Consider the following 22,533-nt stretch of genomic DNA (forward strand, 5'->3'; position numbering starts at 1 on the left):
CATGTTGTGGCCAGGGACTCTGATTGGAGCCGGAGTGGGCTTTGCCATAGCCAGCATTCCGGGGGCCATGCTCGGTGCTTTATTGGGACAGGCGCTGGATCGGCGCTTGCACCTGCAGAGCTGGGCGCATTTATGGGAAAAATTCGGTGGCCGCTCGGTGCTGCGCAACGATGAACTGCTGTTCGTGTTGCTGGGCCGATTGGCCAAGAGTGATGGGCGGGTAGTGGATGGCCACATTCAGCAGGCGCGACAGGAAATGCGTGCGCTGGAGATGACCGAGTCGGCGCAACGTCGGGCGATAGCGGCGTTCAACCGCGGCAAGTCGGGGCACGATCGGTTGCGTGGTTATCTGCGACGCTTGAGTGCTCAGCCCCATGCGGCGGAAGGCGTGTTGCGTGCCTGTTGGCGGATGGTCTGGGCCGATGGCCGCGCCGGTAGCACCGAGCGCGAACTGATTGCCCAGTGGGGCAAATGGTTGGGCTGGACGCCGCAACAGGTGCAGGCACTGGCGAGCGACTATGAGCCGAAGCGACCATTGGTCAGCAGCGCGATCACGTATCAGGACGCCTTGCGGCTATTGGGCGTGTCGGCGACCAGCGAGCCGGCACAGATCAAACGCGCCTATCGACGCCTGCTCAGTCGCCATCATCCGGACAAGATTGCCGGCAGCGGTGCGACGGCGTTGCAGGTTCGTGAGGCGACGGACAAGACTCGTGAATTGCACAACGCCTACACGTTGATTCGTGAGCGGCGGGATTTTCGCTAGCAAGACAGAGTTGTGTCGCCCCATTCGCGGGCAAGCCTCGCTCCTACAGGTTTTATGATCGCCGGGCGCGACACGTAATCTGTAGGAGCGAGGCTTGCCCGTGAATGGGGTGACGCGATCCATCAGTCCGCCGCAGGCTGCGGATTCAACCATCCCCGCACCCGGCGAACCAACTGCTCTTGCTCAGCCTTGGCATTGCCCGGCAGTGCCTTGAGCGAGACCTGGCTGAACGCCGATGTCTTCAAACGTTTATTGGCCTGCAAGCGCTCCAGTGCCGCATTGCGATCCAGTGGTTTGTCCATATAGAAGATGTCGGCAGTCGGCAGCTTGATCGTCGGCGTCAACTCGGCAAGCTCAGGCTTCGCCGTAACAGGCGTCTGGGCGGCGACCATCACGAACTTCTCGACTTGCGATGGCTGCTTCTCGCTCAGATAGCGCGCGGCCCAGTAAGCGCCGGTGCCATGCCCCAGCACGACGACCCTGCGCGCACTTTGCTGTTCGGCATAAGCGATGGCCGCGTCGATGCGGGCGAAAATTCGCTCGGCGTCGGCTTTGGCGTGTTCTTCGGTGGTTTCGGCGATAGCCTTGTCGGCCACCTCCGCTTCGCCGCCGGCGGCCTGTTCGATGGGCGCCGCGGTGGTCGAGTCTTTGTTGCCGGCATCAGGCGCTTTGGGCACTGGTGCCACTTCGACGATACGTGGCGCAATGGCTTCGCTTTGCAGATCCGGCAAGGTGATACTCAGGCTGCTCCACTCGGCGTCCGGCAATTGGCGGCGCAATGGGCTGATTGCTTGCGGCCAGTCAACGGTTTCACCGGCACCCGGGATGATAATCACCGCGCCTTTGGGCTCGGCGGTATTGGCCGGTTTCCACAGGGCGAGAAAGCTGTCGGCGCCGGCTTGCAGTTGTTGCTGTTCCTGCGCAGGGATTTGTCGCTCAAGTGCCGTGGCTTCTTCCTGACTACGCTCAAGCAGTGGCTGGCGTTCGACCGGTTTTTCTTCGGTGGGTTTTTCCGCAGTGGCAGGTGCCGGGTCGGCCGCCTCGACGGAAAAGGCGCACGGCAGGATCAGCGACAGGCACAATGCTGGCAGTGCCAGGCGGTAGACAGGGGGCATCGGATATTCCAGGCCAGAAGTTATTCCGGCAGCCTAATGGGTTGGTCAGTATTTGTCAGTGTGTGAGACTTCGATGATGCATTTTCGCTGCCTGTGGGTTATCGGCTGTTTGTGGTTTCCCTTGATGGGCTGGGCGGCTCCCGCGCCACCGGCGCATGTCGTGTCATTGTCTTCGGCGCAACAGCAATGGCTGGCGCAGCATGAAGAGTTGCGGGTCGGGGTGGTGTTGCAAGCGCCCTATGCCCAATACGATCGCCGCTTGCAGCGCCTGTCCGGGGTGAACATCGAGTTGATGAAATGGCTGGCCAAGTCGCTCAAGGTCGAGCTGAGCTGGCGTAATTATCCTGATCTTGCGCAACTGGAAGCCGCCGCGCGCGAAGGCGATATCGATATTGCGCCGGGGCTGACCCAAACCCCCGCCGGTTTACGATTCTGGCAATTTTCCGATCCGTACATGCGGGTGCCGCAACTGGTGGTCAGCGACCAGAAGAGCACCGGTGTGGTGGAGCTGGAAAAACTCGACAGTCAGACCCGCGTCGCCGTGCGCATGCCCAGCGTCACCGCCGACTTCTTGCGTAGTACCTATCCGCATTTGAACCTGCAGGGCGTGCCTCTGGAGCGCCAGGCACTGCAACTGTTGTTGAGTCAGCAGGCCGGTTACGCGGTGGTCGATGAAGCGCAATTCGGGCGTCTGTCAGCCGAGCCTGAGTTTGCCGGGCTGGCCGTGGTGGGCGACATCGGTTTCCCGCAACTGTTGCGAGTGGCCACGCGTCGGGACTGGCCGGAGTTGGCCGGCATCGTCGAAAACGCGCTGCGCGCGATTCCGGCCAAAGACCTCGAGCGACTGCACGATCAATGGCTGCAACCCAAGTACCCGCGGCTGTCCGATTCACCGGTTTTCTGGAAAAACCTCTGTCTGCTGTTGCTGGTGTTATTGCTGAGCAGCATGGTCATTGTGTACTGGCAGCGTCGTCAGCAACACGGTCTGGAGCAACGTTTGCTGGCGGCGCGCGAAGACATTGCCCTGCGCGAGGCCAGCGAAGAAGCCTTGCGCCTCACGCAGTTCTCTATTGATCAAAGCACCGTCGGCATCCTTTGGGTCAACTGGGACAGCCATGTGCGCTACGCCAACCGCGCCGCCGAAAGCATGCTCGGCTATCCGGCGGGCGGGATCATCGATCGACCATTGATCGATTTCGAGCCCGGTTTGCACATGGACCGCTGGCTGAGCCTGTGGAAGCGCGCCCGGGCCAGTGAGGAAGGACCGCTAAGTTTCGAAACCAATTGCGTGCGGGCCGATGGCAGTATTCTGCCGACGGATGTCTCGTTGAGCTTCTTGCGTTTTCGCGAGGGCGAATACCTGGTGGTTTACCTCAATGATGTCACCGAGCGTCGTCGCGCCCTGGCCGCCTTGCAGGAAAGCGAAGCGCGGCTGCAGGGGATCGCCGCCAACGTCCCCGGACTGGTCTTTCGTCTGGAGCGCGCACCGGTGACCGGGCAGATCGACTTTGCCTACATCAGTGAAGGCAGCGAGAGCCTGGTGGGGTACTCGCCGGCCACCCTGGCCCAACGGGACAAGGGCCTGCGCAGCCTGGTGCATCCGGATGACAAGGCCAGTTATCACCAGACTCAGGACCATGCACTGGACACCGATAGCGACTGGTCGTGGCAGGGACGGATTCTGACCCGTCAGGGCGAACAGCGCTGGGCCGAGATCAAGGCCATTACCCGCCGACTGGAAGACGGCGCCTATGTCTGGGACGGGATCGTCTGGGACATCACCGAGAGCAAGCGCATCGAGCTGGAGCTGGCCAGCTCCCGTGAGCAGTTGCGCGAGTTGTCTGCGCACCTGGAGAGCGTGCGGGAAGAGGAGAAGGCGCGGATTGCCCGGGAGGTTCACGACGAGCTGGGGCAGATGTTGACTGTGTTGAAGCTGGAAACGTCCATGTGCGAACTGGCTTATGCGCAGCTCGACCCTGGCCTGCACGAGCGCTTGAACAGCATGAAACGTTTGATCGCGCAGCTGTTTCAACTGGTGCGTGATGTGGCCACGGCGCTGCGGCCACCGATTCTCGATGCCGGGATCGCCTCGGCCATCGAGTGGCAGGCCCGACGGTTCGAGGCGCGTACGCATATTCCGTGTCTGGTGCAAGTGCCGGATAACTTGCCGGTGCTCAGCGATGCCAAGGCCATCGGCCTGTTCCGGATCCTTCAGGAAGCGCTGACCAATGTCATGCGCCACGCCCAGGCGCATACTGTTGAACTGACGCTGGCCCTTGAGGGCGATGAACTTTGTCTGACCGTCAGCGATGATGGCGTAGGATTTGTCGCCGCGCCTGGCAGGCCGACATCCTTTGGCGTGGTCGGCATGCGTGAGCGGGTGTTGATCATGGGCGGGCAATTATCGCTTGAGAGTGAGCCGGGGGAGGGCACGACCCTGACGGTGCGAGTGCCGCTGGATGAAGCCTGATGGTTTTGTGTTGTTTGAGCTGGCGCCTTTGCAGGCAAGCCCGCGATAGATCTTGGTTCTGACATAAGAAGAATGGAGAAGAACGTGATCCGTGTACTGGTAGCCGAAGACCACACCATCGTTCGCGAAGGCATCAAGCAATTGATCGGCCTGGCCAAGGACTTGCTGGTGGTCGGGGAGGCGAGCAATGGCGAGCAGTTGCTCGATACCTTGCGCCATGTTCCCTGCGAAGTGGTGTTGCTGGACATCTCCATGCCTGGGGTCAACGGCCTGGAAGCGATCCCGCGGATTCGCGCCATGAGCAATCCGCCGGCGATTCTGGTGCTGTCGATGCACGACGAAGCGCAGATGGCCGCTCGGGCGTTGAAGGTCGGCGCTGCGGGTTACGCGACCAAGGACAGCGATCCGGCATTGTTGCTGACGGCGATTCGCAAGGTCGCGGCGGGCGGGCGCTACATCGATCCGGACCTGGCCGACCGCATGGTTTTCGAGGTTGGCCTGACCGATGCGCGGCCGTTGCACTCGTTGCTGTCGGAGCGTGAATTCTCGGTATTCGAACGCCTGGCCCAGGGCGCCAACGTCAACGACATCGCCCAGCAATTGGCCTTGAGCAGTAAAACCATTAGTACCCACAAGGCGCGGCTGATGCAGAAACTCAACATCACCTCCCTGGCTGAACTGGTGAAGTACGCGATGGAACACAAACTCCTGTGATCCACACGACCCGCTGATTCACTGCAAATACCTGTGCGAGCGTGCATGTCCAATTACGACATGCCCGCAAAGCCGCTTTTACCGGTTCCTGTGGCTTGCAGCTCACCGCCCGTCGCCATCAATAATCGACATATCCATCCCCGCCATCCTTGTAGGGCAATCCCTACCCCCAACCTTCCATCCGGCTGAGGCGATTCTCTCCTGCACCCCGATTTGCGCGGCTCCCAGCGTCCACTAGGCTTAGTCCACAGCAGTCATCAATAACAAAGGTGTGGGTATGAGCCAGGTTGATTCAAGCGCAGGGGCCAGCGATATTCTGGTCAGCTTTCGTGGAGTGCAAAAGAGCTACGACGGCGAGAACCTGATTGTCAAAGACCTCAACCTGGAAATTCGCAAAGGCGAATTCCTGACCTTGCTCGGGCCGTCCGGTTCCGGCAAGACCACCAGTCTGATGATGCTCGCCGGCTTCGAAACGCCGACCGCCGGGGAGATTCAACTGGCCGGGCGTTCCATCAACAACGTGCCACCGCACAAGCGCGACATCGGCATGGTGTTCCAGAACTACGCGTTGTTTCCGCACATGACCGTGTCCGAGAACCTGGCGTTCCCGCTGACCGTGCGCGGCTTGAACAAGAGCGACGTCAGTGACCGGGTCAAGCGTGTGCTGAGCATGGTTCAGCTCGATACTTTCGCCCAGCGATATCCGGCGCAACTGTCCGGCGGTCAGCAGCAGCGTGTGGCCCTGGCTCGCGCCCTGGTGTTCGAACCGCAATTGGTGTTGATGGATGAACCGCTCGGCGCACTGGACAAACAACTGCGCGAACACATGCAGATGGAAATCAAACACCTGCACCAGCGCCTCGGCGTGACCGTGGTCTACGTGACCCACGACCAGGGCGAAGCCCTGACCATGTCCGACCGCGTCGCCGTGTTCCACCAGGGCGAGATCCAGCAGATCGCGCCACCGCGCACGCTCTACGAAGAGCCGAAAAATACTTTCGTCGCCAACTTCATCGGCGAGAACAACCGCCTCAACGGCCGCTTGCACAGCCATACCGGTGATCGCTGCGTGGTCGAGCTCGGTCGTGGTGAAAAGGTTGAAGCACTGGCGGTCAACGTCGGCAAGACCGGCGAGCCCGTCACACTGTCGATTCGTCCGGAGCGCGTGAGCCTCAATGGCTCGAGCGAGTCCTGTGTCAACCGCTTCTCGGGAAGGGTGGCGGAATTCATCTATCTGGGCGACCACGTCCGGGTTCGCCTGGAAGTCTGCGGCAAGACCGACTTTTTCGTGAAACAACCGATTGCCGAGCTCGATCCTGCGCTGGCTGTCGGCGACGTGGTACCGCTTGGCTGGCAGGTCGAACACGTTCGCGCGCTCGACCCACTTCTAGAGGCGCATTGATCGCCCCCTGCTTCACCAACACCAACCCTGCACGTGGAGAGAACAATAAATGTTGAGATCCCTGAAATTCACCGCCCTGGTCGTCGGCATGATCGGCGCGGCGCACGCGATGGCGGCTGGCCCGGACCTGACCGTGGTGTCCTTTGGCGGGGCGAACAAGGCGGCGCAGGTCAAAGCCTTCTACGCACCATGGGAAGCGGCGGGCCACGGCAAAATCGTCGCTGGCGAATACAACGGCGAAATGGCCAAGGTCAAAGCCATGGTCGACACCAAGAGCGTGTCCTGGGACCTGGTGGAAGTTGAATCGCCGGAACTGTCCCGTGGTTGCGACGAAGACATGTTCGAGCAGCTTGATCCGAAGCTGTTCGGCAAGTCTGAAGACTACGTCAAAGGCGCTATCCAGCCTTGCGGCGTGGGCTTCTTCGTGTGGTCGACCGTGCTGGCCTACAACGCCGACAAGCTGAAAACCGCTCCGACCAGTTGGGCTGATTTCTGGGACACCAAGAAATTCCCGGGCAAGCGCGGCCTGCGCAAAGGCGCCAAGTACACCCTGGAATTCGCACTGATGGCTGACGGCGTTGCGCCGAAAGACGTTTACAAAGTGCTGGCCGGCAAAGATGGCCAGGACCGCGCGTTCAAGAAACTCGATGAGCTCAAGCCAAGCATCCAGTGGTGGGAAGCCGGCGCACAACCGCCGCAATACCTCGCCTCCGGTGACGTGGTCATGAGCTCGGCCTACAACGGCCGGATCGCCGCGGTACAAAAAGAAAGCAACCTGAAAGTGGTGTGGAACGGCGGCATCTACGACTTCGACGCATGGGCGATTCCAAAAGGTCTGGACAAGACCCGTGCTGAAGCTGCGAAGAAGTTCATCGCCTTCTCGGTACAGCCGCAACAGCAGAAGACCTACTCGGAAAACATCGCCTACGGCCCGGCCAACACCCAGGCAGTGCCATTGCTGTCCAAGGATGTCCTGAAAGACATGCCGACCACCCCGGAGAACATCGCCAACCAGGTGCAGATCGACGTCAGCTTCTGGGCTGATAACGGCGAGCAACTGGAACAGCGCTTCAATTCCTGGGCAGCGAAGTAACCAGAGGGCTAGCCCTCTTGTGAGGGCGAGCCGTTGTGGTGAGGGGGCTTGCCCCCGTTGGGTCGCGAAGCGGCCCTAAAACCTGCAACCGCGATGTATCAGGTACACCGGATGCAATGGTTTCACGGCTGCTTCGCAGCCGAACGGGGGCAAGCCCCCTCGCCACAATTTCGCTCCCCCTTATCGATTGATCAAAGATTTCCGGAGTACGCCATGGCTATCGCCGTTCCCGTGAACGCGGGCACCGACCCCACCTTGAAGCAGCGGCTAAAGCACGCCGAGCGAATCAACCGCTGGAAAGCACAAGCCTTGATCGCGCCGTTGGTGCTGTTTCTGTTGCTGGTGTTCCTGGTGCCGATCGTGGCGCTGCTCTACAAAAGCGTCGGTAACCCGGAAGTAGTCGGCGTGATGCCACGCACCGTGGCAGCCATCGCCAGTTGGGATGGCCGAGGCCTGCCGGCAGAGCCTGTGTACAAGGCCGCCAGTGAAGACCTCGCCGAAGCCCGCAAGAATCAGACCTTGGGTGATTTGTCCAAGCGCTTGAACATGGAGTTGGCCGGCTACCGCAGCCTGCTGACCAAAACCGCGCGCGCCTTGCCGTTCGCCACGGAGCCTGCTTCTTATAAAGAAGCGCTGGAAGGACTCGACGAACGCTGGGGCGATCCGGCCTATTGGCAGGTGGTGCGCCGCAACACCAGTGGTGTGACGCCTTATTACCTGCTGGCCGCCGTCGATCACCGTATCGACGACCTAGGCGAACTGGCCCGGGCCACTCCCGATCAGGCGATCTACCTCGACATCTTTGCCCGTACGTTCTGGATGGGCCTGATCATCACCATGATTTGCCTGGTGCTTGCTTATCCGCTGGCCTACCTGCTGGCGAACCTGCCCTCGCGCCAAAGCAACCTGCTGATGATTCTGGTGCTGTTGCCGTTCTGGACCTCGATTCTGGTGCGGGTCGCGGCGTGGATCGTGTTGCTGCAATCGGGCGGCTTGATCAACAGCGGCCTGATGGCCATGGGCGTCATCGATAAGCCGCTGGAGCTGGTGTTCAACCGCACCGGGGTCTACATCTCGATGGTGCACATCCTGCTGCCGTTCATGATTCTGCCGATCTACAGCGTGATGAAAGGTATCTCGCCGACTTACATGCGTGCGGCGATTTCCCTGGGCTGCCACCCGTTCGCCAGTTTCTGGCGGGTGTACTTCCCGCAGACCTATGCCGGTGTTGGCGCCGGTTGCCTGTTGGTGTTCATCCTCGCCATCGGCTACTACATCACCCCGGCGTTGCTGGGCAGCCCGAACGATCAGATGGTCAGTTACTTCGTCGCCTTCTACACCAACACCAGCATCAACTGGGGCATGGCGACCGCGCTCGGTGGACTGTTGCTGCTGGCGACCGTGGTGCTTTATCTGATTTACAGCTGGCTGGTGGGCGCCAGTCGCCTGCGCCTGAGCTAAGGGGAGAGTGAAATGCTGAGTCCTTATATGTCGCCCATCGAACGGGTGTGGTTCTACAGCTTGCGGATTCTCTGCGGCTTGATTTTGTTGTTCCTGATCTTGCCGGTGCTGGTGATCATTCCGCTGTCGTTCAACTCAGGGAGTTTTCTGGTCTACCCGCTGCAAGGCTTCTCGCTGCACTGGTATCAGGACTTTTTTGCCTCGGCGGAATGGATGCGTTCGTTGAAGAACAGCATGATCGTGGCTCCGGCAGCGACCGTGCTGGCGATGATCTTCGGTACGCTGGCGGCGATCGGCCTGACCCGTGGCGACTTCCCGGGCAAGGCGCTGGTGATGGCGCTGGTGATTTCGCCGATGGTGGTGCCGGTGGTGATCATTGGTGTGGCCAGTTACCTGACCTTCGCGCCACTGGGGTTCGGCAACAGCTATACCTCGTTGATCGTGGTGCACGCCGTGCTGGGCGTGCCGTTCGTGATCATCACGGTATCGGCGACCTTGCAGGGGTTCAACCAGAACCTGGTGCGGGCCGCGGCCAGCCTGGGAGCTTCGCCGCTGACGACGTTCCGCCGGGTGACCTTGCCGTTGATTGCGCCGGGGGTGATTTCCGGTGCGCTGTTTGCCTTCGCTACCTCGTTCGATGAAGTGGTGGTGACGCTGTTCCTCGCCGGTCCCGAACAAGCGACCTTGCCTCGACAGATGTTCAGCGGCATCCGCGAAAACCTCAGCCCGACAATCGCCGCTGCCGCGACGCTGCTGATCGCATTCTCGGTGATCCTGTTGCTGACCCTGGAATGGCTGCGTGGGCGCAGCGAAAAACTGCGTACCGCCCAAGCCTGACGCCAACTGTGATCGTTCCCGCGCGAGCGTGGGAACGATCGACAGAAGCACCTCGATCATTCACCAACTTAATAGCAGACAAACCCCAATCCCCAGCTACTATTGTGCCCAGCTCCCCTATCTATAAGAGGCTGCGCACATGAGTCTTTCCTCTTTCAAAATCGCTCACAAACTGATCACCGGCGCAGGTGCCATCGAGCAACTGGCGGCCGAGCTCACACGTCTGGACATCGACAACCCGCTGATCGTCACCGATGCCGCGCTGGTCAAGTCCGGCACGGTGGAGCTGGCGCTGGCGCAGCTGGGCGAGCGCAGTTATGAGATTTTCGACCGGGTGTTGCCGGACCCGGAAATCGCCATCGTCGAAGATTGCATGCGGGTTTACCGTGAGGGTGGGCATGACGGGCTGATCGGCCTCGGCGGCGGCAGTGCCATCGATATCGCCAAGAGTGTTGCCGCCTATGCCGGTTATCACGGTGCGCTGGAGGATTTGTTCGGCATCGATCAGGTGCCGCGCAAAGGCCCGCCGCTGATCGCCATCCCGACCACCGCTGGCACCGGTTCGGAAGTGACCAACGTGGCCATCCTCTCCGACAAGGTCGCGCAGCTGAAGATGGGCATCATCAGCGATTACCTGTTGCCGGACGTGGCGCTGGTCAGCCCGCAAATGACCCTGACCTGCCCGCGCAGTGTCACCGCCGCCAGTGGCGTCGATGCGCTGGTGCACGCCATCGAGTCCTACCTGTCGCTCAACGCCTCGCCCATCACCGATGCCTTGGCCATTGGCGCGATCAAACTGATTACCAAGGCGCTGCCCAAGGCTTACGCCAATCCCGCCCACCTGCAAGCCCGCGAAGACATGGCCACTGCCAGCCTGATGGCCGGCATGGCGTTCGGAAATGCCGGGGTCGGTGCGGTGCATGCGCTGGCGTATCCGCTGGGTGGGCGTTTCAACATTGCCCATGGTGTCAGCAATGCCTTGCTGCTGCCGTATGTCATGACCTGGAACAAGATGGCCTGTGTGGAACGCATGCAGGATATTGCCGAAGCCATGGGGGTGAAGACCGCTCATCTGAGCGCCAGTGAGGCGGCGGACAAAGCCGTGGAGGCGATGACCGAGCTGTGCGCCGCCGTGGAGATCCCGCGAGGTCTGCGCAGTTTCGGGGTACCCGAGGAGGCGATCCCGGCCATGGCCGTGGAAGCCGCCGGCACCGAACGCCTGATGCGCAACAATCCGCGCAAGTTGAGCGCCACCGATATCGAGAAGATTTACCGAGCGGCCTATTAGGACTTGCCCCAATCATCGCAGCACGGTGCGCGCGTCAAAGCATGAGGTATACAATGCGCGCCATCGTGATTCTGCTCAGAAAAGGTGCGTCATGCAGCCCTTCGTTATTGCTCCGTCGATTCTCTCCGCCGACTTCGCCCGCCTGGGCGAGGAAGTGGACAACGTCCTGGCCGCCGGCGCCGACTTCGTGCACTTCGATGTCATGGACAACCACTACGTGCCGAACCTGACCATCGGCCCGATGGTCTGCTCCGCGCTGCGCAAGTACGGCGTGACCGCGCCGATCGACGCGCACCTGATGGTTAGCCCGGTGGACCGCATCGTCGGTGACTTCATCGAAGCCGGTGCGACCTACATCACCTTCCACCCGGAAGCCACGCTGCACGTCGACCGTTCCCTGCAACTGATCCGCGAAGGCGGCTGCAAGGCGGGCCTGGTGTTCAACCCGGCGACCCCGCTGGACGTGCTCAAGTACGTGATGGACAAGGTCGACATGATCCTGCTGATGAGCGTCAACCCGGGCTTCGGCGGGCAGAAGTTCATTCCAGCCACCCTCGACAAGCTGCGTGAGGCTCGGGCGCTGATCGATGCTTCCGGGCGTGACATTCGCCTGGAAATCGACGGCGGGGTGAACGTGAACAACATTCGCGAAATCGCCGCTGCCGGTGCCGACACTTTCGTGGCCGGCTCGGCGATCTTCAATGCGCCGAACTACCAGGAAGTGATTGAAAAAATGCGCTCCGAACTGGCGCTGGCTCGCCCATGAGCGGTTTTGAGCAGCTGTTCCCGGGGCGTCTGCCGCGGCTGGTGATGTTCGATCTGGATGGCACGCTGGTCGATTCGGTCCCTGACCTCGCAGCGGCTGTGGATAACATGCTGCTCAAACTCGGGCGTGACCCGGTCGGCATCGAACCGGTGCGTGAGTGGGTCGGCAACGGCGCGCCGGTGCTGGTGCGCCGTGCACTGGCCGGCGGCATCGATCATTCGTCGGTCGATGACGGCGAAGCCGAAGGTGCACTGCAGATTTTCATGGAAGCCTACGGTGAGGGGCATGAGCTGACCGTGGTCTATCCCGGTGTGCGCGACACCCTGAAATGGCTGCACAAGCAGGGCGTGGCGATGGCGCTGATCACCAACAAGCCGGAGCGCTTCGTCGCGCCGTTGCTGGATCAGATGAAGATCGGCCGTTACTTCAAATGGATCATCGGTGGCGACACCCTGCCACAACAGAAACCTGATCCGGCTGCGCTGTTTTTTGTGATGAAAATGGCCAACATTCCGGCGTCGCAATCATTGTTCGTCGGCGACTCGCGTAGCGATGTGCTGGCGGCGAAAGCGGCGGGGGTCAAATGCGTGGGGCTCAGTTACGGCTATAACCATGGCCGGCCGATTGCCGAAGAGTCGCCGGCGCTGGTGATCGATGATCTGCGCAAACTAATTCCCGGTTGCCTGGATCCGGCCGCTGAGATAACGTTGCCCGACGCTGTTCAACCCCCTGCTGGAAACGCCATCGTGGTGGTCACTCGCAAACTCTGGATGAAAGTCATCAAGGCCCTGGCCCGCTGGCGTTGGCGCGCCTGACTTGTTCCTGGCCGGCTATCCGGCGCGTTTGCATACCTGACCGTTAGACCCTCAAGCCACGAGGCTACTCCATGATCCGCGAAGAATTCCTGCGTTTGGCCGCTGCCGGCTACAACCGCATCCCGCTTGCCTGCGAAACCCTGGCCGACTTCGACACGCCGCTGTCGATCTACCTGAAACTGGCCGACGAGCCGAACTCCTATCTGCTGGAGTCGGTGCAGGGCGGCGAGAAGTGGGGCCGCTACTCGATCATCGGCCTGCCGTGCCGCACCGTATTGCGGGTTCACGACCACCACGTCAGCGTGACCCACGATGGCGTCGAGATCGAAAGCCACGACGTTGAAGACCCACTGGCCTTCGTCGAAGCCTTCAAGGCGCGCTATAACGTGCCGACCATCGCCGGTCTGCCGCGTTTCAACGGCGGTCTGGTGGGTTACTTCGGTTACGACTGTGTGCGTTATGTGGAGAAGCGTCTGGGCAAATGCCCGAATCCGGATCCACTGGGCGTGCCGGACATTCTGCTGATGGTCTCCGATGCAGTGGTGGTGTTCGACAACCTCGCCGGCAAGATGCACGCGATTGTCCTGGCCGATCCGTCGCAGGAAGATGCTTTCGAACAAGGTCAGGCGCGCCTGCAAGCGCTGCTGGAACAACTCCGTCAGCCGATCACGCCACGCCGTGGCCTGGATTTCAGCAAGCAGCAATCGGCCGATCCGGTGTTCCGTTCGAGTTTCACCCAGGACGATTACGAGAAAGCCGTCGACACCATCAAGGAATACATCCTGGCCGGTGACTGCATGCAGGTCGTGCCGTCCCAGCGCATGTCGATCGACTTCAAGGCTGCGCCTATCGATCTGTACCGGGCGCTGCGTTGCTTCAACCCGACGCCGTATATGTACTTCTTCAACTTCGGCGACTTCCACGTCGTCGGCAGTTCGCCGGAAGTGCTGGTGCGGGTCGAAGACAACCTGATCACCGTGCGCCCGATTGCCGGCACTCGCCCACGCGGGGCCAACGAAGAGGCGGACCTGGCGCTGGAAAAAGACCTGCTGTCGGACGACAAGGAAATCGCCGAGCACTTGATGCTGATCGATCTGGGCCGCAACGATACTGGGCGCGTCTCGGAAATCGGTTCGGTGAAGCTCACCGAGAAGATGGTCATCGAGCGTTATTCCAACGTGATGCACATCGTGTCCAACGTCACCGGCCAATTGAAGGCCGGGCTGACAGCGATGGACGCACTACGGGCGATCCTGCCGGCCGGCACCTTGTCCGGCGCACCGAAGATTCGCGCGATGGAAATCATCGACGAACTGGAGCCGGTCAAGCGGGGTGTCTACGGCGGCGCAGTCGGTTACTTCGCCTGGAACGGCAACATGGACACCGCGATTGCGATTCGCACCGCCGTGATCAAGAACGGTGAACTGCATGTGCAGGCCGGTGGCGGCATCGTCGCCGACTCGGTACCGGCGCTGGAATGGGAAGAGACCCTGAACAAGCGTCGCGCGATGTTCCGCGCCGTGGCCCTGGCCGAACAAACCCCGGAAAACTGATCCACATAGAAAACGCGGCGCCTGCGAGGGCGCCGCGTTTTTTTATGCCTGTCATTCCCCTTTTAATCTTTTGATCTTGTGCTTCGGCCGCTCTCGACACCGCCAAAGAACTTCCAGCCTTTTGCCATCTGTCGCTAACCCTTCGATTGTTTCGCGAGCTGTCGCTCCGGCCATATTGCACGCTCTGCCCAGCTACGTTACTGTGCCCAGACGTATGAATGAGACCTTTCCCGTGTTGATCGTCAGCAAACTCCTGGATCAAGTCATCAAGGCACACGCCCGTTGGCGTTGGCGCGCCTGAATCTTTTCTGCCGGCCTGGCCGGACCTGTACCGCTTTGCCTTCTTTACCTGTACGAAATGCCGCTTTGCTGGCGCCACTCCAGCACCCGTCAAAGCGCAGCGCACTGCGGGTAAATCATTCGAAGGCCGTATTAAAAGTCAGTGAATTCAAGAGGTTCTTAACGCCATGTTGCTGATGATCGATAACTACGACTCTTTTACTTACAACGTTGTGCAATACCTCGGCGAGCTAGGCTCCGAGGTCAAAGTCGTGCGCAACGATGAACTCACCATTGCCGAAATCGAAGCCCTCAAGCCTGAGCGCATCGTCGTGTCTCCCGGTCCTTGCACCCCGACCGAAGCCGGTATTTCCATCGAAGCGATCAAATACTTCGCCGGCAAGCTGCCGATTCTCGGCGTTTGCCTGGGTCACCAATCCATCGGCCAGGCGTTTGGCGGCGATGTGGTCCGTGCCCGTCAGGTCATGCACGGAAAGACCAGCCCGGTATTTCACGAGGACAAGGGCGTATTCGAAGGTCTGAATCGCCCGTTGACGGTCACCCGCTACCATTCGCTGATCGTCAAGCGCGAAACCCTGCCCGATTGCCTGGAGCTGACTGCCTGGACCCAGCTCGAAGACGGCTCGGTGGATGAGATCATGGGCCTGCGTCACAAGACGCTGAACATCGAGGGTGTGCAATTCCACCCCGAGTCTATCCTCACCGAACAGGGGCACGAGCTGTTCGCCAACTTCCTCAAACAAACTGGCGGCACGCGCTAAGGACTTTCCATGGATATCAAGACAGCCCTGAGCCGTATCGTCGGCCACCTCGACCTCAGTACCGATGAAATGCGTGATGTCATGCGCGAAATCATGACTGGGCAATGCACGGATGCGCAGATCGGCGCGTTCATGATGGCCATGCGCATGAAGAGCGAAAGCATCGACGAGATCGTCGGCGCCGTGACGGCGATGCGCGAGTTGGCGGACAAGGTCGAACTCAACACCCTCGACGGCGTGGTCGATGTGGTCGGCACCGGCGGCGACGGGGCCAATATCTTCAACGTCTCGACTGCTTCCTCATTCGTGGTCGCAGCGGCTGGTTGCACCGTGGCCAAGCACGGTAACCGTGCAGTGTCGGGCAAAAGCGGCAGCGCCGATTTGCTGGAAGCAGCGGGTATCTACCTGAACCTGACCCCGGTTCAGGTTGCACGCTGCATCGACAACGTCGGTATCGGTTTCATGTTTGCCCAGACCCATCACAGCGCTATGAAGCACGCCGCCGGCCCGCGCCGCGAGCTGGGCTTGCGCACCTTGTTCAACATGCTCGGCCCGCTTACGAATCCGGCCGGCGTGAAACATCAGGTGGTGGGTGTATTCAGTCAGGCGTTGTGCCGACCATTGGCCGAAGTCTTGCAGCGCTTGGGCAGTAAACACGTGCTGGTGGTGCACTCCAAGGATGGCCTGGACGAGTTCAGCCTGGCGGCACCGACCTTTGTCGCGGAGTTGAAGAATGACCAGATCACCGAGTATTGGGTCGAGCCCGAAGACCTCGGCATGAAGAGCCAGAGCCTGCACGGTCTGTCGGTGGAAAGCCCGGCGGCTTCCCTGGAACTGATTCGCGATGCCTTGGGCAAGCGCAAGACCGAGAACGGTCAGAAAGCCGCCGAGATGATCGTGCTCAATGCCGGCGCCGCGCTGTACGCCGCCGACCATGCCAGCAGTTTGAAAGAAGGCGTTGCCCTGGCGCACGATGCGCTGCACACAGGCCTCGCTCGGGAAAAACTTGAGGAGTTGGGTGCATTTACCGCGGTATTCAAAGTGGAGAATGAGGGATGAGTGTACCGACGGTTCTGGAAAAAATTCTGGCCCGCAAAGTCCAGGAAGTCGCCGAGCGTAGCGCTCGTGTGAGCCTGGCAGAGCTGGAAAACCTGGCCAAGGCGGCCGATGCACCCCGTGGTTTCGCCAAGGCATTGATCGATCAGGCCAAGAAGAAACAGCCGGCGGTGATTGCTGAAATCAAGAAAGCTTCGCCAAGCAAGGGTGTGATTCGCGAGAACTTCGTGCCTGCGGACATTGCCAGGAGTTACGAGAAGGGCGGGGCTACTTGCCTGTCGGTGCTCACCGACATCGATTATTTCCAGGGTGCGGATGCGTATCTGCAACAAGCCCGGGCGGCGTGCAAACTGCCGGTGATCCGTAAAGACTTCATGATCGATCCGTACCAGATCATCGAGTCCCGCGCCCTGGGCGCTGATTGCGTGCTGTTGATCGTCTCCGCACTGGATGACGTGAAAATGGCCGAGCTGGCGGCCGTGGCCAAAAGTGTCGGTCTCGATGTGCTGGTGGAAGTCCACGATGGCGACGAGCTGGAGCGGGCCTTGAAAACCCTCGACACGCCGCTGGTGGGCGTGAACAACCGCAACCTGCACACCTTCGAGGTCAGCCTGGAAACCACCCTCGACCTGTTGCCGCGTATTCCGCGCAATCGTCTGGTGGTCACCGAGAGTGGCATTCTTAACCGCGCCGATGTCGAGCTGATGGAAATCAGCGACGTGTATGCGTTCCTGGTCGGCGAAGCGTTCATGCGCGCCGAAAGCCCGGGTACTGAACTGCAGCGCCTGTTCTTTCCTGAGCGCGGTGTTCCAGTGAGCGGCTCTACGCTCGACTGAACACATTTTCGCAGGCAACCCGATCCCCTGTGGGAGCGGGTTTGCCCGCGAAGAGGTCATCAAGCACCCCAAAGACTTCATGTCTTACGGAGTCATCCATGTCCCAGCCAACCTCTCTGACCATCGAAGCCGGCCTGCTCGCCGAACAGGACCTATTGGCCCATGTGTGCGCCGGTGATTCGGAGTTCGGCTTGCTGTTCTGGCAACCCACAGATCGGGCATTGGTCATGCCGCGCCGCTTGAATCGCTTGCCGGGTTTCGAGGCGGCGAGTGAGATATCAGCCGCTGCCGGTTGGCCGGTACTGCTGCGCGAAACTGGCGGCGAGCCGGTGCCGCAATCGGCATCGACCCTCAACATCGCGCTGGTCTACGCGCCACCGCGTAGCGAGGGTGACCAGAACCGGATCGAAACCGCCTATCGGCGACTCTGTGACCCGATTTGCCAGCTGCTTGACGAGATGGGCGGTGTGTCGTCCCTGGGCGAAATTGAGGGCGCGTTCTGCGACGGCCGTTTCAACGTCAACCTCGATGGTCGCAAGATGGTCGGTACCGCTCAGCGCTGGCGGCAGAGCAAGGGCGGTCAGCGTCCGGTCGGGCTGGTGCACGGGGCGATGCTGATCGATAACGAGCGAGAGTCAATGGTCGCGGCGGTCAATCGTTTCAACGAAGCCTGCGGTCTGGAGCAGCGGGTTCGCGCAGAAAGCCACATTGCCCTGCATGAAAAATTTGCCGCTCCTGATGCACTGGAACAGCTCGATGCGTTGTATCGCCAAATGCTGGCAGAAGTGCTCGGGGCTTAAGTGTTCCAGGCTTCCGTTTTCAGAGCCTAGCGCGTACCGAAGACCACCATGGTCTTGCCTTTGACGTCGACCAGGTTGCGTTCTTCCAGATCCTTGAGCACGCGTCCGACCATCTCACGGGAACAACCGACAATCCGGCCGATCTCCTGGCGGGTCACCTTGATCTGCATGCCATCCGGGTGGGTCATGGCGTCTGGCTGCTTGCACAGCTCCAGCAGGCAGCGCGCCACGCGGCCGGTTACGTCGAAGAACGCCAGGTCGCCGACCTTGCGAGTGGTATTGCGCAGGCGTTGTGCGATTTGTCCGCTGAGCACGTAAAGAATGTCTGGATCCTGTTGAGACAACTCGCGGAATTTCGCGTAGCTGATTTCCGCGACTTCGCACTCGACTTTGGCGCGCACCCAGGCACTGCGTTCCTGTTCCAGCCCGGCTTGCTCAAACAGACCCAATTCGCCGAAGAAGTCGCCGGAGTTGAGGTAGGCAATGATCATTTCACGGCCGTCGTCATCCTCGATCAGGATGGTCACCGAACCCTTGATGATGAAGAACAACGTGTCCGAGCGGTCGCCGGCACAAATGATGTTGCTCTTGGCGGCATAGCGACGGCGCTGGCAGTGCATCAACAGTTTGTCGAGGTTCTTGATTTTGGATATGGGGGTAATAGCAACCATGGTTGTATCCCGAAAAGACTGCACGGTGTGTTTGTTTTTTGTAGGGGGGGCTGGTGAAGCCTGAGTTTTTTGTTCGCTACAAAGCTGGCTAAGCGCCAGTGAATTGGCGTCAGCTTAACAGACACATTCCTTCAAGATTCGAGAATTTACCTACGACGCATACGGTTATGTCCTAGGAAGGCGAAGCGCTGCCAATCAAGGGCCCTGTGCTAAGCTGGCGACCCTTTTTTATACAGTGGAGTCTTGGCGATGAAGGCACGCATCCAATGGGCAGGCGAAGCCATGTTCCTCGGTGAATCCGGCAGCGGTCATGTCGTGGTCATGGACGGTCCGCCCGATGCCGGCGGTCGTAACCTGGGTGTCCGGCCGATGGAAATGCTCCTGCTGGGTGTTGGCGGTTGCAGCAATTTCGATGTGGTCAGCATCCTCAAGAAGTCGCGTCAGGCCGTCGAAAGCTGCGAAGCCTTCCTCGAAGCCGAGCGTGCGACCGAAGATCCGAAGGTGTTTACCAAGATCCACATGCACTTCGTGGTCAAGGGCCGCGGGCTGAAAGAAGCCCAGGTCAAGCGCGCCATCGAGCTGTCGGCCGAGAAGTACTGCTCGGCCTCGATCATGCTCGGCGCGGCTGGCGTGGCGATTACCCACGACTACGAGATTATCGAGCTCGGTTGAATCGACATTCAACTATCATAAAAGCGGTGCAGACTCTGGTGATCCATAGCTGACGTCTGCATAATGCGCCACTTTTTTCAGGGCAGTGATCGGTCACCCGACAGGTCGCTTGCCTGAACAGACAACCAAAATCGCCATCGCGAAGAGGTGTTAACCGTCCTACGCAGGTGCGTCGTTCGCATCTGACGGGCATGCTTGATCACGCGGCCAGCCCGCAATACATAGAGAGTTTTTAACGGTGAAAAGCAAACTCAAGCTCCACGGGTTCAATAACCTGACAAAGACCTTGAGCTTCAACATCTATGACATCTGCTACGCGGAAACCCCGCAAGACCAGCAGGCTTACGTCGAGTACATCAATAAAGAGTACAACGCCAAGCGCCTGACGCAGATCCTCACAGAAGTTGTCGATATCATTGGTGCCAATATCCTGAACATTGCCAGTCAGGACTATGAACCCCAGGGCGCCAGCGTCACGATTCTGATCTCTGAAGAGCCGGTAACCCCCACCGACAGTCAGATTGAAGAGTCTCCGGGCCCGTTGCCCGAAATCATCCTGGCCCACCTCGACAAGAGCCACATCACGGTGCACACCTACCCGGAAATCCATCCGGTGGACGGTATCGCGACGTTCCGTGTGGACATCGACGTGTCGACCTGTGGCGTCATTTCACCGCTCAAGGCGCTCAACTTTCTGATTCACCAGTTCGATTCGGATATCGTGACTGTGGATTACCGCGTACGCGGCTTCACCCGTGACGTTGAAGGCAAGAAGCACTTCATCGACCACGAGATCAATTCGATCCAGAACTACCTCTCCGAAGACACTCGCGACGCGTACCAGATGACCGACGTGAACGTGTATCAGGAAAACCTGTTCCACACCAAAATGCTGCTGAAGAACTTCGAACTGGATAACTACCTGTTCGGCGACGCCACCAGCAACCTGTCTTCTGAGCAGCGTGCCCAGGTGACTGAGCGTGTGAAACACGAAATGCTCGAAATCTTCTACGCGCGCAACATGCCGAGCTGAGATTTCCGAGTACAAAAAAAGGCGACTACCGCAAGGTAGTCGCCTTTTTTATTGCTGTTGTCCGCGAAGAGGCCCGACCAAACAACTCAATTATCAGATCCGATAGGTACTCTTAGTCATCACCTTGGCCAGCAGACTCATCCCGAACTTCACCGGTGCAGGAAAGCGGAACCCTCCAGCATCCAGCGCACTTTCGGCGTGATGTTCTTCATCAATGCGCATCTGCTCAAGGATCGCCCGGGATTTTTCGTCCTCGGCGGGCAGTTGTTCAAGGTGTTCGTTCAGGTGTTTGCAAACCTGATGCTCGGTGGCGGCAACGAAACCCAGGCTGACTTTGTCGCTAATCAACCCGGCCACCGCGCCAATCCCGAACGACATTCCATAGAACAGCGGATTGAGAATGCTGGTGTGGCTGCCCAACTGGTGGATGCGCTGTTCGCACCAGACCAGATGATCGATTTCTTCTTCGGCGGCATGTTCCATGGCAGCGCGCACTTGCGGCAACTTGGCGGTCAGGGCTTGACCTTGATACAGCGCCTGGGCACAGACTTCGCCGGTATGGTTGATGCGCATCAAACCGGCGACGTGCCGGGTGTCCTCGTCGCTCATTTGCGCATCCGGCTGCACGATGGCAGGCGACGGACGGTAGGGCTGACCACTGAAGGGCAGCAAAGTACGCATCGCGGCATCGGCTTGCAGCAGAAGACGGTCAATTGGCGAGTAGTGACGTTGGGTAGTCATGCTGACCTCCGGGAAGAATCTCGGCGGCCAGTTTAACCCAATCGGCCGGGGAGGGTTTGCGCTGGGTCATCTGTGGTGAGGGAGCAAGCGCCCTCGCCACATAAACCGGTACTGCTTGCAATCAGCCCGGAGGCCAGTGCATCTGGCGCTGACCCAGCACGTGCATATGAATGTGATAAACGGTCTGCCCGCCCAATTCATTGCAGTTCATGACCACCCGGAAACCTTCTTCACAGCCCAGTTCCAGAGCCAGACGCTGCGCGGTGAACAGAATATGCCCGGCCAGAGCCTTATCGTCCTCGGTGAGGTCGTTAAGGGTGCGCACCGGTTTCTTCGGGACCACCAGGAAATGCACCGGGGCCTGTGGCGCGATGTCGTGGAAGGCCAGTACCTGGTCGTCCTCGTAAATGATCTTCGCCGGGATTTCCCGGTTGATGATCTTGGTGAACAGAGTATCCACAGCTGTTTTCTCCGTTGTTTGGCTGGCTTGAGTGTACGCATGGGCCCTGCCTGAGCCCAGTTTTTTACCTTGAAGGCTGGTCAGCGAGGGCAGTACGCCTTATTGACCATGCCCGCGATTGTCCGGGTCAGCCAGCGCGAGCCGAGCCGTGGCAGGAAGGCGAACCAGCGATTCAGGCGACCGGGGATGATAATGGCGCGATTTTTCTCCAGGGCGCGCACGGTATAGAGCGCGACTTCCTCTGGGCTCATCAGCAGTTTGCTCTCGCCCAGCTTGTCGGTGTTCAGTTGCGCGGTCCGAAAAAACGCCGTGCGGGTCGGGCCGGGGCAGAGCACTGACACCTTGACCGCGCATTTTTTCAGTTCGACGCGCAAGCCTTCGGAAAAATTCAGCACATAAGCCTTGCTGGCGTAATAAGTGCTCATCCAGGGGCCGGGATGGAACGCCGCAACCGAGGCGACGTTCAGAATCTGCCCGCCGCCCTGCAAGGCCATGCTGTTACCGATGGCATGACACAGGCGAGTGAGGGCCAGGATGTTCACTTCGATCAGATCCTGCTCGGTCATCCAGTCCTGGGCCAGGAATGGGCCACAGGTACCGATGCCGGCGCAGTTGACCAGCAGATCGATTTGCCGCTCACCTTCCTCCAGCTCCAGCAGAAATCCGGACAGGCGCAACGGTTCTCCCAGGTCACAGGCACGAAACAACACTTCCACGCCGAAACGTTGAGTCAGTTCAATCGCAATACTTTCCAGCTGATCACGCTGTCGGGCCACCAGCAACAGGCTGCGGCCGCGCCGGGCGAGCGCTTCGGCCATCGCCAGGCCGATGCCGCTGGAAGCGCCAGTGATCAGAGCGTAACGGGTCATGCAGTTCTCCATCGCAACAGCTCCGCGCCAGCGACGCAGGTGTCACGGGCGGGG

Annotated in this window: 22 protein-coding genes; 17 read left to right on the plus strand and 5 right to left on the minus strand. The window is 59.9% G+C overall.

Translation table 11 applies throughout. The features are described from left to right. Position 1: 1 nt before the first annotated feature. Positions 2-766, plus strand: a complete 765-nt coding sequence (locus tag AC1RL4_RS28360) for a TerB family tellurite resistance protein (RefSeq protein ID WP_026331828.1) — start codon at positions 2-4, stop codon at positions 764-766. A 122-nt stretch (positions 767-888) separates the two neighbouring features. Here AC1RL4_RS28360 and AC1RL4_RS28365 read toward each other — a convergent pair whose 3' ends face one another. Further along, a complete protein-coding gene (locus tag AC1RL4_RS28365; protein WP_019580742.1) occupies positions 889-1,881 on the minus strand; it encodes an alpha/beta hydrolase family protein in 993 nt (330 codons plus the stop codon). A gap of 73 nt (positions 1,882-1,954) precedes the next feature. On the opposite strand from AC1RL4_RS28365, the gene AC1RL4_RS28370 reads away from it, so the two are divergent. The 14 genes from AC1RL4_RS28370 (at position 1,955) to AC1RL4_RS28435 (ending at position 18,033) form a co-directional block, all read left to right on the plus strand. Next, positions 1,955-4,351 carry a PAS domain-containing sensor histidine kinase gene (locus AC1RL4_RS28370; protein WP_230175385.1) on the plus strand — a complete coding sequence of 799 codons (2,397 nt, stop codon included), beginning with the start codon at positions 1,955-1,957 and terminating at the stop codon, positions 4,349-4,351. 72 nt (positions 4,352-4,423) lie between these two features. Beyond that, positions 4,424-5,065, plus strand: a complete 642-nt coding sequence (locus tag AC1RL4_RS28375) for a response regulator (RefSeq protein ID WP_172901164.1) — start codon at positions 4,424-4,426, stop codon at positions 5,063-5,065. A 277-nt stretch (positions 5,066-5,342) separates the two neighbouring features. Further along, entirely contained in the window at positions 5,343-6,467 is a 1,125-nt protein-coding gene (locus AC1RL4_RS28380) for an ABC transporter ATP-binding protein (RefSeq protein ID WP_018928861.1), read from the plus strand. Between the two features lie 49 nt (positions 6,468-6,516). Then, on the plus strand, positions 6,517-7,560 hold the full coding sequence (locus AC1RL4_RS28385; protein ID WP_018928862.1) for an ABC transporter substrate-binding protein: 1,044 nt from the start codon (positions 6,517-6,519) through the stop codon (positions 7,558-7,560). Positions 7,561-7,773: 213 nt separating this feature from the next. Further along, complete coding sequence (locus AC1RL4_RS28390; protein ID WP_018928863.1) at positions 7,774-9,021, plus strand: ABC transporter permease; 1,248 nt, start codon at positions 7,774-7,776, stop codon at positions 9,019-9,021. A gap of 12 nt (positions 9,022-9,033) precedes the next feature. Then, positions 9,034-9,858: an ABC transporter permease gene (locus tag AC1RL4_RS28395; protein WP_018928864.1), complete on the plus strand. Its 825-nt coding sequence runs from the start codon at positions 9,034-9,036 to the stop codon at positions 9,856-9,858. A gap of 139 nt (positions 9,859-9,997) precedes the next feature. Continuing rightward, entirely contained in the window at positions 9,998-11,146 is a 1,149-nt protein-coding gene (locus AC1RL4_RS28400; protein WP_019580746.1) for an iron-containing alcohol dehydrogenase, read from the plus strand. Between the two features lie 91 nt (positions 11,147-11,237). After that, entirely contained in the window at positions 11,238-11,912 is a 675-nt protein-coding gene (gene rpe, locus AC1RL4_RS28405; RefSeq protein WP_007941649.1) for a ribulose-phosphate 3-epimerase, read from the plus strand. Next, positions 11,909-12,727: a phosphoglycolate phosphatase gene (locus AC1RL4_RS28410; protein ID WP_028940282.1), complete on the plus strand. Its 819-nt coding sequence runs from the start codon at positions 11,909-11,911 to the stop codon at positions 12,725-12,727. Before rpe ends, AC1RL4_RS28410 begins: the two co-directional genes overlap by 4 nt. A 71-nt stretch (positions 12,728-12,798) precedes the next feature. Then, the gene (gene trpE / locus AC1RL4_RS28415) at positions 12,799-14,280 is read left to right on the plus strand and encodes an anthranilate synthase component I (protein ID WP_018928867.1); all 1,482 of its coding nucleotides are present in this window, start codon (positions 12,799-12,801) and stop codon (positions 14,278-14,280) included. Positions 14,281-14,747: 467 nt separating this feature from the next. Then, the gene (locus AC1RL4_RS28420; RefSeq protein ID WP_018928869.1) at positions 14,748-15,341 is read left to right on the plus strand and encodes an aminodeoxychorismate/anthranilate synthase component II; all 594 of its coding nucleotides are present in this window, start codon (positions 14,748-14,750) and stop codon (positions 15,339-15,341) included. A 9-nt stretch (positions 15,342-15,350) separates the two neighbouring features. Next, complete coding sequence (gene trpD / locus AC1RL4_RS28425; RefSeq protein ID WP_018928870.1) at positions 15,351-16,400, plus strand: anthranilate phosphoribosyltransferase; 1,050 nt, start codon at positions 15,351-15,353, stop codon at positions 16,398-16,400. Continuing rightward, positions 16,397-17,233, plus strand: coding sequence for an indole-3-glycerol phosphate synthase TrpC (trpC, locus tag AC1RL4_RS28430; protein ID WP_018928871.1), 837 nt, complete (start codon positions 16,397-16,399; stop codon positions 17,231-17,233). The genes trpD and trpC overlap by 4 nt, the downstream gene beginning before the upstream one ends. 98 nt (positions 17,234-17,331) lie before the next feature. Further along, positions 17,332-18,033 carry a lipoate--protein ligase family protein gene (locus AC1RL4_RS28435; protein WP_028940283.1) on the plus strand — a complete coding sequence of 234 codons (702 nt, stop codon included), beginning with the start codon at positions 17,332-17,334 and terminating at the stop codon, positions 18,031-18,033. A 26-nt stretch (positions 18,034-18,059) separates the two neighbouring features. On the opposite strand, the gene crp is transcribed toward AC1RL4_RS28435, so the two are convergent. Next, positions 18,060-18,704: a cAMP-activated global transcriptional regulator CRP gene (gene crp, locus AC1RL4_RS28440; protein WP_018928873.1), complete on the minus strand. Its 645-nt coding sequence runs from the start codon at positions 18,702-18,704 to the stop codon at positions 18,060-18,062. A 249-nt stretch (positions 18,705-18,953) separates the two neighbouring features. On the opposite strand from crp, the gene AC1RL4_RS28445 reads away from it, so the two are divergent. Together AC1RL4_RS28445 and speD are read left to right on the plus strand one after the other, a co-directional pair. Further along, entirely contained in the window at positions 18,954-19,376 is a 423-nt protein-coding gene (locus AC1RL4_RS28445) for an OsmC family protein (RefSeq protein WP_007941657.1), read from the plus strand. A 238-nt stretch (positions 19,377-19,614) separates the two neighbouring features. After that, positions 19,615-20,409, plus strand: coding sequence for an adenosylmethionine decarboxylase (gene speD / locus AC1RL4_RS28450; RefSeq protein ID WP_018928874.1), 795 nt, complete (start codon positions 19,615-19,617; stop codon positions 20,407-20,409). A gap of 93 nt (positions 20,410-20,502) precedes the next feature. Here speD and coq7 read toward each other — a convergent pair whose 3' ends face one another. The 3 genes from coq7 to AC1RL4_RS28465 form a co-directional block, all read right to left on the minus strand. Beyond that, on the minus strand, positions 20,503-21,150 hold the full coding sequence (coq7, locus tag AC1RL4_RS28455; RefSeq protein WP_019580750.1) for a 2-polyprenyl-3-methyl-6-methoxy-1,4-benzoquinone monooxygenase: 648 nt from the start codon (positions 21,148-21,150) through the stop codon (positions 20,503-20,505). Positions 21,151-21,271: 121 nt separating this feature from the next. Beyond that, a complete protein-coding gene (locus AC1RL4_RS28460) occupies positions 21,272-21,610 on the minus strand; it encodes a histidine triad nucleotide-binding protein (RefSeq protein ID WP_007906873.1) in 339 nt (112 codons plus the stop codon). 80 nt (positions 21,611-21,690) lie between these two features. Beyond that, positions 21,691-22,479 carry an SDR family NAD(P)-dependent oxidoreductase gene (locus AC1RL4_RS28465; RefSeq protein ID WP_018928876.1) on the minus strand — a complete coding sequence of 263 codons (789 nt, stop codon included), beginning with the start codon at positions 22,477-22,479 and terminating at the stop codon, positions 21,691-21,693. Between the last annotated feature and the right edge of the window lie 54 nt (positions 22,480-22,533).

The organism is Pseudomonas sp. GW822-FHT07A10 (assembly GCF_058798795.1).